The 16,106-nt window shown below is 62.5% G+C and carries 11 protein-coding genes; 2 read left to right on the plus strand and 9 right to left on the minus strand.

The window, feature by feature from the left end:
- Positions 1-8: 8 nt before the first annotated feature.
- Together FAS41_RS23230 and FAS41_RS23235 are read right to left on the minus strand one after the other, a co-directional pair.
- Entirely contained in the window at positions 9-1,736 is a 1,728-nt protein-coding gene (locus FAS41_RS23230) for an autotransporter assembly complex protein TamA (RefSeq protein WP_425049021.1), read from the minus strand.
- A gap of 80 nt (positions 1,737-1,816) precedes the next feature.
- Positions 1,817-2,464: a GNAT family N-acetyltransferase gene (locus tag FAS41_RS23235; RefSeq protein ID WP_138525754.1), complete on the minus strand. Its 648-nt coding sequence runs from the start codon at positions 2,462-2,464 to the stop codon at positions 1,817-1,819.
- Positions 2,465-2,593: 129 nt separating this feature from the next.
- Here FAS41_RS23235 and xthA point away from each other — a divergent pair, with 129 nt between their 5' ends.
- Positions 2,594-3,406: an exodeoxyribonuclease III gene (gene xthA / locus FAS41_RS23240; RefSeq protein WP_045208108.1), complete on the plus strand. Its 813-nt coding sequence runs from the start codon at positions 2,594-2,596 to the stop codon at positions 3,404-3,406.
- Between the two features lie 57 nt (positions 3,407-3,463).
- Here the strand turns inward: xthA and FAS41_RS23245 are convergent, their stop codons facing one another.
- The 4 genes from FAS41_RS23245 to FAS41_RS23260 form a co-directional block, all read right to left on the minus strand.
- Positions 3,464-4,603 carry a hypothetical protein gene (locus FAS41_RS23245; RefSeq protein WP_138525755.1) on the minus strand — a complete coding sequence of 380 codons (1,140 nt, stop codon included), beginning with the start codon at positions 4,601-4,603 and terminating at the stop codon, positions 3,464-3,466.
- A 347-nt stretch (positions 4,604-4,950) separates the two neighbouring features.
- Positions 4,951-5,574 (minus strand): response regulator transcription factor, encoded by a 624-nt coding sequence (locus FAS41_RS23250; protein WP_138525756.1) that lies wholly within the window; start codon positions 5,572-5,574, stop codon positions 4,951-4,953.
- 228 nt (positions 5,575-5,802) lie between these two features.
- Entirely contained in the window at positions 5,803-7,344 is a 1,542-nt protein-coding gene (locus FAS41_RS23255) for a hypothetical protein (RefSeq protein ID WP_138525757.1), read from the minus strand.
- 143 nt (positions 7,345-7,487) lie between these two features.
- On the minus strand, positions 7,488-7,715 hold the full coding sequence (locus FAS41_RS23260) for a hypothetical protein (protein WP_138525758.1): 228 nt from the start codon (positions 7,713-7,715) through the stop codon (positions 7,488-7,490).
- Between the two features lie 197 nt (positions 7,716-7,912).
- On the opposite strand from FAS41_RS23260, the gene FAS41_RS23265 reads away from it, so the two are divergent.
- Positions 7,913-9,295, plus strand: a complete 1,383-nt coding sequence (locus FAS41_RS23265) for a substrate-binding domain-containing protein (RefSeq protein ID WP_138525759.1) — start codon at positions 7,913-7,915, stop codon at positions 9,293-9,295.
- A 226-nt stretch (positions 9,296-9,521) separates the two neighbouring features.
- On the opposite strand, the gene FAS41_RS23270 is transcribed toward FAS41_RS23265, so the two are convergent.
- From FAS41_RS23270 to FAS41_RS23280, 3 genes are all read right to left on the minus strand, one after another.
- Complete coding sequence (locus tag FAS41_RS23270; RefSeq protein ID WP_171049540.1) at positions 9,522-13,523, minus strand: autotransporter outer membrane beta-barrel domain-containing protein; 4,002 nt, start codon at positions 13,521-13,523, stop codon at positions 9,522-9,524.
- Between the two features lie 32 nt (positions 13,524-13,555).
- Positions 13,556-14,866, minus strand: coding sequence for an ESPR domain-containing protein (locus FAS41_RS23275; protein WP_138525761.1), 1,311 nt, complete (start codon positions 14,864-14,866; stop codon positions 13,556-13,558).
- Between the two features lie 239 nt (positions 14,867-15,105).
- Complete coding sequence (locus tag FAS41_RS23280) at positions 15,106-16,053, minus strand: hypothetical protein (RefSeq protein WP_138525762.1); 948 nt, start codon at positions 16,051-16,053, stop codon at positions 15,106-15,108.
- Positions 16,054-16,106: the final 53 nt, after the last annotated feature.

Here is a 16,106-nt window from a genome sequence, read left to right on the forward strand (position 1 = left end):
CGCGCGGCTCACAGCTCAGGCCCCATGGAGAAGTGCAGGCGGATGCCGCCGTCCTCGTCCAGGCCGTCGGCGAGGTCCAGGCGCAGTGGGCCGACCGGGGAAATCCAGCGGATGCCGATGCCGACGCCGGTCTTGATCGAGGGGAAGTCCAGCGAGTTGAATGAGTTGCCCTGGTCGACGAAGGCGGCAATGCGCCAGCGCTCGGCGATGGGGTACTGGTATTCGACGCTGCCGGCAACCATGTAGCGGCCACCGATGCGGTCGCCGTCGGAATTCTTCGGCGACAGTGTCTGGTAGTCGTAGCCGCGCACGCTCTGGTCACCGCCGGCGAAGAAGCGCAGCGACGGCGGGATCGCACTGTAGTCGTTGGTGGCGATACCGCCCACCTGGATGCGTCCGAGCAACCGTTGCCCTCCCCAGAAACTGGTCACGCCCTTGGCCATGGCATTGATATGGGCAACATCGGCGTCCGCCAGCAGCCCCTCCTTGGCGCCTTTCACCTCGAACTGCAGGCGATAGCCCTTGCCGGGGTCGATCTTGTTGTCGGCCTCGAGGATCGAGTAACCGATGCCCGGCATGAGGAAGCTGCTCAGGCCCGAATCATCGCCAAGCTTGTACTCCTCGCGCTGCCAGTTCAGCGAGACGACCCGCTGCCAGCCGCTGTCGAGCTTGTGGTGCCACTCGCCGCCGAGGGTCAGCAGCTTGCTCTCGGTGTCCACCAGGTCTTCATACTGATAGCCGCTGGTGAAGCGCAGCTTGTCGGTGAGCGGCGGATCGAGCGGAATCTCGTACCAGGCACCGACGTTCTGACGGGGCGCGGAAACCTCCGCCTCGAAGCCCAGGCTGTGGCCCTGCGGGTTGACCCAGTGGCGGGTCCAGGTGGCCCGCGCACGCGGCCCGACGTCGGTCGAGAAGCCCAGTCCAAGCCCCATGGTCCGAGGCTTGCGCGCTTCCAGATGGACGTGCACCGGTACCACCTCGCCATCGGCGTTGGTCGGCGCGGCATCAACCCGCACGCCATCGAAGTAGCCGCTGGACTGTAGCGCCTGGTTAAGGTCGGCGATCTGCTCGGAGTCGTAGTCGGCCCCCTCCTTGAACGGCACCATGCGTTGCAGCAGGTCTTCGTCGAAGGGGAAATCGCCGGCGAAATCCACCTTGCCCAGGCGGTAACGCGGCCCGCTGGCGTACACCAGTTCGATGTCCGCCACGCCCGCTTCGGGGTCGATACGCAATTGCTGCTGGGTGAACTGACCACGGAAAAAACCGAAGCGCGAGGCCTGGTTCTGGATCAACCGTTTGGCGTCTTCGTAAGCACCGTGGTTGAGCTGCGCGCCGGGCTTCAGTGCGTCCCCCCCGGGCACCCGGAAGCTCTTGAGCTTGGCTGCCGGGCCATCGACGCGCACGGTGACATTGCGCAGGTGAATGGGCTCGCCGGGCCGGACATTGATGCGCAGGGTGGGCACCTTGTCATCGGTCACCCGGCCACGGATGCGCGCCTGGTAGTAGCCCAAAGCCTGGGCGGCCTTTTGCGCCTGCTCCACGGCATTGCGCCGGAATCTTTGCAGGGCCGCCTGATCACGCTCGCCAAGACTGCCCACATAGGCCTCGATATTGGCCTTGAGCGCAGTGTTGGCGGGGGTGACACGAACGTCGAGATGGGCTTCGGCCGCCAGGGCCCTCTGCAAGCAGAAGGCCATTACCAGCAGCAGCCCAAGCAATCCTTGGACAACTCTCATGGCGCGAAATGCTAGCACGGGTTTTCCCCGCCATGCCTTCCCCTAGAGTGCAGGAAAGGTCTGAGGAAACATTTTCAGGCCTATCCCGCAGAGACTTTCGCCGCCTCTTGCCTGTGGTTGGGGTGGAACAACACATGCTCGCGGATCGGCCCCAGCGCCACCTCGCCCAGCTCCTCGTAGCCGTGGCGCCGGTAGAACTCCAGATAGCGAGCATTGCCCGTATCCAGCACCAGCCCTTGCGAACCACCGTCCTCGGCGCACCAGGCATGCAGCGCGTCCAGCAATTGCTCTCCCAGGTGCTTGCCCTGAAACTCCGGATGCACGCCGATCAGCGGCACGACGTGATACGGCCCCGGCGGCAGGCAGCCGATCACGGCGGCGTGGTAGTCCAGGTAGCGTCGGGTGCAACCAAGGCCTGTGGTAAGCAGCATGCGCATGCGCCAGAACCAGCTCTCGGTGACATCCAGGCGACGTTGCGGTGGAACCACCAGCGCCACGCCCACCAGGCGATCCTCGACCAGCAGGCCAATCGCCGGCAGTTCCTCGAGGAAGTGCTGGTTGACCAGTTCGCGGACGGTCGCCCGCACGCGCTGGTCGAATCCGGCGCGGTCGGACTCGAACAGGTAGGCGAAGGTCGGTTCGTGGCGGTAGGCGTGATAAAGCAGCGAGCGGACTTCACGGCTGTAGTTGCCGTCCAGCAGACGGACTTCGGCGAGGGTATCAGGCATGCGGACGCCTCTTCGTGTGAGTTCTTCTTATGGTTATGAGTCCAGCCACAAAACCCTAGCAGCGCCTCGCCGGGGTCGCCAGGGTCGGCCAACCTGGGCTAGCATCGTGCTTTTGCCAGGGCGCTCAGGATGAAAATCGTCTCCTTCAATATCAACGGTTTGCGCGCACGTCCCCACCAGCTCCAGGCGATCATCGAGCGCCACCAGCCGGACGTGATCGGCCTGCAGGAAACCAAGGTCGCCGACGAGCAGTTCCCCCGTGAGGAGATCGAAGCCCTCGGCTACCACGTGCACTACCACGGCCAGAAAGGCCACTACGGCGTCGCCCTGCTCTCCCGCCAGGAGCCGCTGGAGCTGCAACGCGGCTTCCCCAACGATGGTGAGGATTCCCAGCGCCGCTTCATCTGGGGGACCTTCAAGGACGCCGACGGCCAGCCGATCACCGTGATGAACGGCTACTTCCCCCAAGGCGAAAGTCGCGACCATCCGGTGAAGTTCCCCGCCAAGCAGCGCTTCTACGCCGACCTGCAGGATCTGCTGGAAACCCGCTTCCAGCCCGACCAGCCGCTGGTGGTGATGGGCGACATCAACATCTCGCCGGAAGACTGCGACATCGGCATCGGCGAAGAGAACCGCAAGCGCTGGCTGAAGACCGGCAAGTGCAGCTTCCTGCCGGAGGAACGCGAATGGCTGGCGCGCCTGAAGGGCTGGGGCCTGGTGGACAGCTTCCGCCTGCAGAACCCGAGCGTGGACGACCGATTCAGCTGGTTCGACTACCGCAGCCGTGGTTTCGAGGACACTCCCAAGCGCGGCCTGCGCATCGATGTGATCCTCGCCTCCGAGGCCCTGCGCGGCCGCATCGCTGAAACCGGTGTGGACTACGACATCCGCGGGATGGAAAAACCCTCGGACCACGCGCCGATCTGGCTGCAGCTGAAGTAATCGCCTTGAACGAAGAAGCCCGGCCAATGCCGGGCTTCTTCATTTCTCGGTGACAGCTCAGGCTTCGTCCGCACCAGTTCCGACCGTTTTGCTGATAGCGCTGTAGGTCGTATTGAAGCGCACGGTCTCGTTGAAACCCTTGACGATGGCACCGAAGCGCTCCTTGGCATCGAGCAATTGCTTGAAGCGATCGGCCAGCTCGGCCCCCTGGCGTTGCAGACTTGCCTCGCGGTCGTCCAAGTCCTGGACGCGGGCACGCAGCTGGGTCACTTGCCGTTCGATGCTCTGCTGCTCCTGGTTCAACACTTCAGCACGCTTGCTGGTGGCACGGTCACGGCTGTCCACGGTTTCGGCGAGGGTCTGTAGCGCGCTGCTGCGCTCAGCAAGTACCGCGGCGTTATGCTCTGCAACCCGTTCAATACCCTGTTTTTCCTCCTGCAGACGCTGCTCCATCTGCCCCAGGCGCTCTTCGCGCTCGACCAGCTGGCGCTCACGCTCGAGGGCCGCCAGCCGGCGCTCTTCGAGCACATCGCGCATCTTCGCGACCTCCAGCTTCTGCTGCGACAGTCCGTGGGCCATGCCGGCCAGTGAGTCGAGTGTGGACTGCACGTCATGCAGCACGCCGTCGGTTTCCAAGGCGGAAGGCTGGTGGGTCATCAAGGCGGGCTCCACGGGTACTCGGACATTCCCGGATTCAGCGTGGGCGGGTTGGGCTTGGGCGTTCATTGTCAGGGGTTCCTCGTGGGAAGGGTTGGAAACGGAAAAACTGGCGCTCTCGGTCGGGATGGCATCAGCCATGGGGCGCTCAGAGAGGACCATAAGCGGCAGCGAGTCGCGTGCATCGGGATCAAAGGCCTCTGTGCGGACCGCATCGGACGCCCCCAGTCCGGAGCAAGCAGAAGCCAGCGCGGCCAGGTCTCTTTCGAGCGTCTCGAAGACATCAGCAGGCCTCGAATTTCCAGATGCCCCGGAAACTGCCGAAACGCCGGATTGATTGGCGAGGTACACCGCTGAAACCTGGGAGCAGACATGGCTCTGAGCAGCGGCAAATGCCGAGTTGGCAAGACGGGATCGAGTCTTGTCCTCCTCGATTGCCAAATCATGCAGCTCGGCAAGGTGGGCAGCTTCCTGAGGAGAAACCATGGCAATAGCGCCCTGCTCTTGATGTCCTTCGTACCATTTCGTATCTGAAGTCATGAATCGTCCTACCCTGGGGGTGGTCAGCCTCACCGCCAATGCTGATCGATCAAACATGACCAGAATCTGGATGGCGACGCCGCTTCGTAATCAACGGGCAGTCAGGCCGACTGGAATAGTCGATGGGCTATCCCACCCCTCCAGGCTTGCGGAGGGGCAGGACAGGTTGCAGGGAGAATTCTTACAACTCGATACCAGTACGAATGTCAGTAAATTCCTGCATGCGCGAAGGAAAACTACGCAAGATCGTTTGATCTGATTGTCATGTCCGCGCAGCATCAAAGCAGTTGCCCCGGCTCTCGCCGATTGAGCCGTCCGGTGACGGAGCGTCCGAGGGAAGCTCGTTCCTAGAGCAGACCAATCTCCTCACTGATGCTGAATAGCTCGTCGAGGGAGGAAGCAGAAAGCCTCCGCATCAATTGCCGCTTGTGCTGCCTGACACTGGCGCCCGACAGCGCAAGGGCCTCGGCCAGGGAGGTCACCGAGCGCCCGTGGCGCAACCCGTGCAGAACGGCAATCAGGTGGGTAGGCAACCCCAGGGCAGACCCCAGCCTGGGGTCTTCATCCACGGGCAGCGGCACATGCTCTGGAAAGATATTGCCTCCGGCCAGAACGGCATCGACCGCTCGCCCGATAAGGTTCGAGCGGTCATCCATCAGCAAGAAACCTGATACCCCGGTTCGGATCGCCCGCTGGATATTCAGCGGTGTTCCCAGGCTGGAGCACACCAGCACTGGCGTACTTGGCTTGATGCGACCATCGCGTCGGAGCAACGACACCAGTTCCATGCCGTGAATGTCAGGCAGCTCCAGCGTCACCACCAGCAAATCGCAATCACCCGCGTCCAGATGGTCCAGGGCGTGCCGAGCGAACTTGAAATGCAGGTCGCACTGGTGACCCTGCTCCCTTAGAAACCGACGGATGGTGAGAAATTCTCGTCGCGACGGCTCGATGAGTACGATTCGGGCCATGTTTCTCCTTTGCCCTGAGGCCTCCGCGGATCGAGTGTGACTGTCCGTCACTTGCCAGGAGAATCACAGCAGCCATTCCCGCAGGACTCTCTCTGGATCACTGCCCCGATGGCACTTGCTGCTGGCGGAACGAGTAGCCCAGGACAAGTCCCTGTCCCGACGCTACCCTCTTCCGCCAGTGCACCGGCGCTCGCGTCGTTCAGTCTCCCGACTTGCCGACCAAAGCAGTTACTCGGCAACCGACTTGGAAATAGCGGACAAGGTACTGTTGAACTGCACCGTCTCGTTGAAGCTCTTGACGATGGTGCTGAACTTGTCTTTTGCACTCTGCAATTGCTTGAGACGAACCCCCAACTCCTCGTTCTTGCGCTTGAGCGCACTCTCGCGGTCGTCCAGCTCAGTGGATCGAGTGCGCAGACTGGCCGTCTGTTCATCAATCCGCTGCTGCTCCAGCTGAATGGCCTCGGCGCGCTTGATAGTGGTCTTGTCGCGCAGGTCGACACTCTGGGCCAGCTCCTTGAGCGCTTCGCTGCGCTCGGCCAGCAAACGGTTGTTCTCGGCGGCCATGCGATCGAGATTGGTCTTGGCCTGTTTGAGATGCTCCTCCAGTTGCAGCAGGCGCTCCTCCTTGTCGCTCGCCTGCCGCTCGCGCTCCTGCAACTGGCTGTTCCACTCCTCCAACTCTTCCTGCAGACGCCCCGCAGCCTGCCTCTGCTGAGTCAACCCCTGGGCCATGCCAGCGAGAGAGTTCAGCGTGCTCTGGACGTCGGACAGCACATCATCCGGGTCAGCCTCAAGCTGCGGCGCGCTCAGATTGGCAGCCACCTCCTGCAGCTCCGCCGAGATCGTCGGAACGGTATTGCCCGGCACCTCTGCATCAGGGGCCACGTCATGCATTTCGGTCATTTCAGATTCCTTCTGGATCAAGATTCGCTGAAGCGATGTCGCTTCAAGGTTGCTACCGTCTGCCCAATGAGACTGCGCAGCCGGTGTTGTGGGAGACGCCTCCACGTCGGGCTTGAACGTCGCCGGGTCATGGCGGGCATTCAGATCCCGATCGAGCACCCCGCTGGCTTCCGCCAATACGGCCAATGTGTCCTCGAGACTCGCGATCATCGGCTCGAGGGCCATCGCTGGAGAGGCGGTTTGGGACGGGGGCTCGTCAAGCGATGGGGATTCGCCCACGGCCGTCCCGCGCGGAACCGGATTGCCCTGGTCCAGCGCCAAGGCCAGTCCTGCATGCGTGTCAGGCTCCAAGCCAGGCGGTGTCGCGTGCAGTTGTGCGGGCTCGACGGTTTCATCGGTGGCCTGAGCTTGCACGGTGCCGGCTTCCGGTCGATTCCAGTGATGTCCCGGGTGAGTCGATGCCCCAGCAGACAGTGATTGATCGATGGCAGCGCCCACAGGGAAAACGCTTACCTCAAGCATCTCGGGTCGAGACAGCTCAGCGTCATGTCGAATGACACTCTCCGAGGCAAGGTGCGCATCGGGTTCGACAGGCGTCTTACGGGGACCTGTCGACTCGAGACTCGGGTGTGCGATGAGCATCCCTGCCATGGAGAGCAGATCGAGCCACGACTGCAGCGGCCGCACCGGCAGCGTGACGCCCTGGAACCTCAGTGTCTGCGGCGCCGGCAAACTCAGGGTGCGCCGACGCCAAGGGCGACCCCAGCTGGCAGCAGAGGCTTCATGAACAACCAGGGGAATCGTCTTGACGCGATGTCCGGGGCCAACCTGCTCCGGCCCGGACGCACTTTGAATTGGAGTCATTTTTGCTTTCCAGCGGGGAAGGACGTTGAAACCGAGCAAGTCTCTCTTGGCGACCGACCCGGCGTTATCAGGCAATCCTGATGAACCGGGAGAGTTTTCCTATCAGGTTCGATAATTCGTGCGCCACGCCGGGCAACGTGAGCTCAACCATGACGGAACTCGCGAGGAGACTCTGCCTGGGAGCGGCAGAGAATTCCTGCCAGGTCCAGCACCGTGGTCAGGACAAACAGAGGCACCACCAACATCACCATCGGGACTGCGAACTGCAGGGCAGTGAGAGGTGCCAACAGCAGAGTGGATGCCATCAGGACCACCAGCAGAATGATCACCAGCTTGATCAGGACCGACGCAAAATCGATGAGCTCATCCATTTCAGTTTCCATAACACCGCTTTCGGGGCACCTGTATAGCGCTGTCAGAAAGGGGCAGAAATCGGAAATCTCCGACAATGGGCCAGTCATATCCCAAGACAGCGACAACCGCTCTGCCTTGCTGCGAAGCGTCATATCGATGCAATGATTCCGACTTAATCTGCCGCGCCAACGATGCCTCAAATGGAAGTTGACCCATGCAGTACAAGTCGAGCCCCAGCGATGCCCAACCCTGGCCCGTCACCATCGCCTGGCTCACCATCGCATTCATCTGCTACGCGTTTCCCTGGTCGGCCTTTGCCGCCCTGCCCTCGTCCCAGGGCGGCGAGCCGGTGCTGCGTATCCAGGGCTCCAACACCATCGGCGCCCACCTGCTGCCGGAGTTGGTGAAGGGCCTGCTGGTCAGCGAGGGCTACAGCGACGTCAGTGCCAAGCCAGGCAAGGCCGATAACGAACAGCGCATCATCGGTCGCACTGCCGACGGCAAGGAGGCCATCGTCGACCTGGCAGCCCACGGTTCCAGCACCGGTTTCGTCGCACTGAAGGACAACACCGCCGAGTTGGCCGCCGCCTCACGCCCGATCAAGGACGCCGAGGTCGCGGGCCTATCGGCATCGGGCAACCTGCGCAGCGCCAAGGCCGAACAGGTAATCGGCATCGACGGCCTGGCGATCATCGTCAACGCGGCCAACCCGCTGGACGAACTGACCACCGATACACTGGCGAAAGTCTTCTCCGGCGAGGTGAAGACCTGGGAAGAGATTGGCGGGCACGGCGGTGCCATCCGCCTGTATTCGCGCGACGATAACTCCGGCACCTTCGATACCTTCAAGGAGCTGGTGCTGGCCAGCCATGGCAAGGCGCTGGCCAGTGGCGTACAGCGTTTCGAGTCCAGCGACCAGCTGTCCAGCGAAGTGAGCAAGGACCGGCAAGGCATCGGGTTCGTCGGCCTGTCGTCGATCCAGCAGTCCAAGGCCCTGCGTATCGCCGATGGCGACTCCCAGGCCATGCCGCCGTCGACCACCCTGATTGCCACCGAGGACTACCCGCTGTCGCGCCGTCTGTTCCTCTACATGAAACCCGAGGAACCGAACCGCTGGGCCCGCGCCCTGCTGCAATTCGCCCAAGGCGACAAGGGCCAGGCCCTGGTGAGCGCCAGCGGCTTCGTTGGCCAGCGCGTACAGGCGGTGAAGATGGCTCCGCGCGCCAGCATGCCGGAGAACTACCAGGCCCTGGCACGTGAAGCCGAGCGCCTGTCGGTGAACTTCCGTTTCCGCGAGGGCAGCGCCACCCTGGACAACAAGGCCCAGCGCGACATCGACCGCCTGCTCGCCTACCTGCAGCAGAACGGCAAGATGGACAAGCAGGCGGTACTGGTGGGCTTCGGCGATCCGAAGCAGGACCCAGCCCGCGCCGAGCTGCTGTCCAAGCTGCGTGCCATGGCGGTTCGCCGCGAACTGGCAAAGGAAGGCGTGATGTTCCGCGAGATCAGTGGCATGGGCGACGCCCTGCCGGTCGCTGCCAACAGCGACAACGACGGTCGGGTAAAGAATCGCCGAGTCGAAGTCTGGGTTTACTAACTGATCTGCTAGCGGCGTTGGATTTCATCTGCTGCCCCGGTCCGGCATCGCCGAATCACATCCGGTCAATGGGCAAGTAATCGGTCTGGGCCAGGACGTCCGCTGTGTGGAAAAGCCGTCGACCCAAGCGTCGATCGACATTCAGCCGAGCTGACCTCGATCGGTCGAAAGCCCCATCCGGCAATACCGGATGGGGCTTTCTGTTCAACGTGCCGGGCCAGCTCCGTTACCAGCTGTACTTGATACCCATCTGAACCTCGGTCTGGCGCTGTTCGCCCCGCGCCTTTTGCCCACCGACGTGCCCCCAGGTGGTCCAGCCCTTGGCCAGCTCTGCCTGGGCGCCCACTTTCAACTCATAGACATCCGTAGCCAGGTCGGCGCTCTGGCTCTCGCCATTGAACGACATCGCCTGGGCCTTGCCGTTGTGCCACCAGTTGGCTTCCACGAACGGCTGCAGGCGTTTCTCGCTGGCATCCAGCGGGCGGGTAAAGGCCCTGGCGCCCAGGCGGGTGGTAACGTTGCTGCCGTTTTCCACCTTCACCTCCGTGCCATTGCCCTCCACATGCTTGTCGGCCATGTAGCGACTGACAATCACCTGGGCCTCCGGCTCGATGTACCAGGCATTCTGGCCGGACTGACCGAGTTCAAGGGTATAGCCAGCCTCCACCGAGCCAGTCAGGCTGCGCGACTTGTAGCGTTCGTCGGACAGGCTATCGCCACGGACGGTGTTGTCGAACCAGCCGAACTGCATCCAGCTATCGACATAGAGGCCGGTAGGCTTCGAGGCATCAGCGAACCAGGTGCCGTAAGCCCCCACGCTGTAGCCATCGACCTTGCCCTTGGACTTGGCGTTGATCAGCTTGGAGCTGACGTTGGTGTCAGCCTGGCCGGCACCCGCCATCACGCCGAAGTGAGTACGGCTGTCACCGTCGGTCCACTGCCCCAGTTCCGCGCCAATCTGCATCAGTTGGGTGCGGGTGGAAGAATGCACCTGATCGGCACCGGTGGAGCTGTCGAAACCACGGCCTACTACACGGGTCCAGACGGCCTGGTGATCCTTGCCGTTTCCATCGGTGCGCTGACGCTCGGTGAAGTCTACTTCGCCCAGGCGGTCATGCAGGGTGTGTTGGAACATACCCAGAGCGGCCAATTCGTTCCCCAGATACGCCCCCACTTCCGGACGGTAGACCGGAGTCGCATCCACCACGGGTTTAGCCGCCGGCTGCGGTGCCGGATTCGATTGCGGTTCGGGCTGCGAGGTCGGTTCAGGCTGCGACTCCGTTACCGGGTCAAGTGTCTGAACGGGATCGGGCGTCGCTACAGGGTCAGGAGTCACTACCGGGTCGGGCGTCGGTACCGGTTCAGGTTGCGGGCTCGGCTCTGGGGCCGGCAGAGGCTGAACCGGCGCTTCGGAGCGCAGATACCAGTTACCGTTGGCCGGGTCGACTTTGCCACCCTTGACCAGCAGGTACTCGCGAGCACCGGCGACTACCCGGCCGCTCAGGGCAAAATCACCGGCAGACTTGCCGCCGACCTGCACTACTTCGATACCATCCTGCTGGGTGTAGGCACCGCTGTCGGCAGTGGCATTGATCTTGACCAGGGTCGCACCGGACGTATCGCCTTTCACCACCAGCTTGTCGGTGGCGGAATCGTCGTCACCCAGTTCGGTATCCAGCTCCAGGGTGCCGCCGTTGCCAACGTAATTGCCATCCACGCTCAGCGTGTCACCCGCGCGACCGTTGGCGAGGGTGATCAGACCGGCGTTGGCCAGATTGCCCTTGAGGCCGAAGGAGCCCTGGGTCATCGCCAGCGTGCTGGTCGGATCGATGAGCAGGCTGCCCAGGCCATTGCCGTTATCGCCCAGCAGCAGGTCACGCTGCAGATCCAGGCGGCTGGCATTGATCAGTTCGAACTGTTCGAAGTTGCGGAGCTGATCGGCGTTACCCGCATCGGCGGTATAGTCGTGAGCATCGAAGACCAGGGTGTCGGAACCGCCCTGGCCGCCATCCAGTACACCATGGGTGACGCTATTGCCGCGCACGGTAATCAGATCGTTGCCCGCACCGCCCAGCAGATCGCCATCAAGCACGCTGTCTTCCAGCAGGGCACTGTCGTTACCACCGCCCAGTTCGACGGAGCCCATGATCCTGCCGCCGCCGATGTTAGCGAAAACGCTGTCGCCTTCACCCAGGCGTATGGCGGTGGCGTCCGGGCTGGCGGCTTGCAGGGTGCCTTTGTTGGTGAGCGTTGCGGGGTTTCCACTGACCAGAACCGCATCCGCGTTCGATGCCGTAATCAGCGTGCCACTGGCGATCATCACGTTGTTGGCGGCATCAGCCTGTACGCCGATGCCTGCGCCGCTGATGGAGATTCGCGAGCCCACCAGAGACAAGTCGCCCGTGGTATTGGCGTAGACACCAGCCCCATTGCCAGTGACATCGATCACCCAGTTCGGCCCCAATTCCAGGCTGCCATTGCCGAGGCTGCCATCAACGTTGGACAGAGCGATGCCCTTGCCGCCGACCTGGCTGCTGACGATGACCCGGCCATGGGACGCCGCATCGAGATTGCTCTGCGACAGCAGCGCGGCCCCCGAGCCCTGCATTTCCAGGATGGCGCCATCCACCAGGACGTTGCCAGCAGCGGATTCGTTGGTGATCAGGTTGCCGTAGGAGGCGCCCTTGCCAGTGATATGGGCCGCCTCAGCGACAACCACACGCCCGGCGTCAGCCCCTACCAGTAAGCCTGACGCGCCGTTGTCGACGGTGATGTCATCCGCCGTGGTCAGGGTTGCGCCTCCATGCACGTAGATACCGGCCTTGCCGTCATCGACTGTGATCTTGCCATGCTTGCCACTGGCGTCGGCGGAAATGGTCGAGCCTGTCCCCACTACCTCGATCGCGGTGCCATGGGATACGTGGATATCGCCGGCATTGATCAGTTCGGCACCGTTCCTGACGACGAATCCGGTCACATCCCGAGCCGCGCCGATCACGACCTCAGCCAGATTGGTGAAGATCGAGTCGCCTCGGTCCACCGCAGCACCAGTCAGATCGTATTTGACGTCATCTACCACGACAGCGGTGGTCCCGTCGGCCAGGCTCAATGTCGCCGCACCGCTCATCTGCCCAGTGGCACCGCCTTCGATCTTCAGTGCGGTGGCCCCCTTGCCCGATACCGTGATGTTCATGTTATCGAGGTTGGCAGTGGAGCCTGCGCCCGTTACCTGCAACGCTGTGGAGCCATCACCCGAGGCGATCAGCCTGGCATTGGCATTGTTGTTGATCCGCGCGCCATCCTCGATGCGGAACAGCGTCGAGCCTTGCGTCGACACATCGAGTCCTGCGGGAGGTGCCTGGTTGATATCCATCGAGGAGCCGGCGCCATAGGCGAAGAAGCCAATCTGATCCTTGCCGGACAGGAAATTGACCGAGCCACCGGATACTGTCAGGTTCGCTCCTCCACGGGAGTGCACGCCAATGGCCCCATCTCCCGACAGGTTCACTGCCCCACCGGCAATGTCGATGCGAGTGCCGACGCCTTCGGCCCAGGCTCCATAGTTGCGAAGCCCAGTGGCGCCCATGTCCCCGGCTACGTTAACGGTACCGTTATTGACGATCCTGGCGTTGCCGGAAACCGCGCCGCTACCCTGGTCGACCGTCGTCGCCTTGAGGCCCTTGCCGTTCAGCCCGTTGAGGTTGATGGTGCCGGCGTTCACCGCACTGGTGGAGCGATAGCTGTACAGTGCGATGTTCTCGGCCGGAGAGTCCTCGACGACGCCATTCACATCGATCACCCCGGTGCTGGTGTTCACCACTGCGCCAGTGGACGCGGCGTCATAGATGCCAATGGAACCCTGGGCGCGGGAACCCAGCACGATGTGCCCGGCGTTGCTCGCCGATGCGGAGCTCTCGACATGCACACCCACCATCTGGGTAATGCCGTTGTCGAAATCGCCCGCAGGAGCCGTCTTGTCGTACTGATTGCCACGGCCAAGGTAGATCTCGCCGCCTTGTGCGTTGGTGAATGCGCCGCTGTTCGCCACATGCACAGCCACGGAGCGAATGCCGACTCCGGTGATGTTGTCGGTTCCCGGATTGACGTTGATGATGCCGGTATTGCTTCCGGTAGCCCCCCAGGTCACTCGCATCCCCGTCGACTGGGGCCCGTCGAGATTGAGGATGCCATTGTTCTGCACCGTCGCCCCGGAACCCGTGGCTATCATCCCCAGGTGGTTCCCAACCGGCAGAGTCGGGTTCACCGGCTCGATACTGCCAGTGGCACCGATAAAGGAGCCAATATTGGCGACGCCGTTATTGATCGCGTGACTTCCAGCCGCAGCATACATCGCATATTGCGTATCGCCGTTGCCGCCACGCTGCGAGCCGAGCGAGCCATTATTGGTGACCGTCCCCCCTGCTCGGCCAGCATGACCGCTCCGATAGTGCCGGTGGCGTTGGTGGAGATCGCGGTGGCATCCAGTACCGCACCCTCGGCGATGGTGCCGGAGGCATTGCGACCGGTCGCGCGAATCACCGCGCGGGAGCCGATCGGCGTATAGACCTCATCGCTACGATCAGCAGGACCGTTGGTATAGGTAATCGAGCGCGAAGTGTTGCTATAGGCGCGCTTGAATTGGGACTCGTAGCTTGCCGGGTCAAGCTGCCCGGTCTGCAACCTGGAAACGAGGAAGTCGTTGTACGCACGTAGTTCGGCTGCGTTGCTGACCGTGTGCGAGGATCCATCGAAAGCCGTGAAAGTCCCGCTGTAGGCCGAGAAGGCGAAGGTCGCGGTATTGGTGGTGGAGCCGCCCAGCACTGCGCTGGTCACGCTGCCCATGTTCACCTTGTTGCTCGATTGCCAGACCACTGAACTGGGCGCCGAACCCGTACCATCGGCAACGAAGAGCGAGGAATTCTTGGCGACCATATTGATCGAATTGCCGCTCGCGTCGCTCACGCCACCATTCCCCAGGTTGACGTTCAGTGTCCCGCCGGTGCGGTCCACCTGGCCGATACGCGTGTCAACATACTGCTGCCCCTCGACAGCCGTGTTGGTGATGATCGAATACGAGTTCACCCCCAGGCCAGTGGCAAAACTGTCGGCGATGTTGGCGTTGTCATAAACCGATACGGTACGGGTTCCGCCGGTGATCGGGTCCGATACAACGAGTGTCTGGCTACGAGTACCGATATTGACGACCAGCGAAGCAGGATTGCTGGAATCGGCATACTCCTGGCCAGCCACAATCTGGCCCCGCGCCAGAAGCGTCGACAGCAAGACCGCGCCACCGTTTCCCGTAATACCACGCTGGATCTGGGTACCAGACCCGATCAGCGTCACGCTGGCACCTTGCGATACGGTTGTCGTGCAAGCAGTACTGTCACAACGTTTGGGATCCAGGTCCTCCAGGGCAACGGTGGCCGCACCGACTGGCTGCATGGCAAAAGCCGCCAGGGCAGCGAAAACTCCCACGCTGCCACTCTTCGTGCATCCCACGGCCCATTCGGAAGCCACTACCCAAAGCCCGGTGACGCTGTTACGAACGACGCGATAGATCTTGTTCATGATGAGAGGAACCTATGCCGGAAGTGAAAGGGCCTATCCACGCAAGGCGTCGCGGGATGGCGTCATGGGCATAGGTTCGTTCTCTGCCTCCAAACGCTGTATCAGGGTTCTCTCGTCTTTTACGTATCGAATGTAGGAATCATCTGAAGTACCCCCTTCCCGGCCGGCGCCAGAAGACATGAAAAAGCCCGGCCAATGGCCGGGCTTCAGGGGTGTGACAATCTCGCGATCCAGGTTTGTCAGGGTGCCAACAGCTTGCCAACCTCCGGATCGAAATAGGCAACGTTCAGCGCATAGTCCTGCCCCATCAGCTTGCCCTCACCGAACCACATCACATCGCTCTGGGTCAGGCGCAGGTTATTGCCGTCGAACTCGAAGAAGCTGCCATCGCTGCCCCGGAAGACCATGGCGCCGCCGTCCAGACGCACCATGTCGAAGCGCACGCCCTTGGGCACTTGAGCCTTGACGCGCTCCAGGTAGACCGGCGCCAGGCGAGCGAAGAGTTGCATGGCCTGCTTGCGGTACTCGCCCAGGGTCAGGCCGGGGCGGCTCTGCAGTTGGCTGGCGATCAGGGCGAAGATGTCGGCATTGGCACGGGCCACGGCGAGCTTCACCGGCAGTACCTGGCTGAGGGCGGCGGTATCGAGTTGCTGAACGGTACGGGACTCAGGCTTAGTGGCGGGCTTGACCTTGGCCTTGGCGTTATCGGCCGGCGCTTTGTCGGTAACCGTCACGCTCTTCATGTACTCACTGGCATCCGGCGCGAGCATCACGCTGGTGGCCAGGTAGGCGGCGCAGGCGGAGGTCTGTGCGGCCTTGTCACCATTGACCAGCAGAGAAAGCGGATGGCCCGTGCTCGGTAGCTTGGCCGGGTCGATGCTGCGCTGGCCCAGGAAGGCGTTGACCTGCCCCTGGGTCAACTCACCACGGGCCAGGCCGCAGATCTGAGCCATGATCTGCGGGTCGCGCTTGCCATCGAAGGCTGGCACCAGGGAGAACACGGCATTGCGGATGATCGGCAACGCCGGCAGGTTCAGACGTACTGAGGCATCGGAGGAAGCGCTGGTGGCCGCTTCGGACCTGGTAGTCGTGGCAGGTTGTGCGGCAGCCGGTTTGTGTTCCTGCTGGCAGCCGGCAATAGCGGCCGTTCCGATCAGGAGTGCGGCGATCAGGGGTTTGAGTTGCATGGAGTGTTACCTCGGAACATAAGTGGCCCACCGGCAGCGCTGTGCGCGGTCCC

Origin of the sequence: Pseudomonas nicosulfuronedens, from assembly GCF_005877905.1 — a bacterium.
In the GTDB taxonomy this organism is placed as follows: Bacteria; Pseudomonadota; Gammaproteobacteria; order Pseudomonadales; family Pseudomonadaceae; genus Pseudomonas; species Pseudomonas nicosulfuronedens.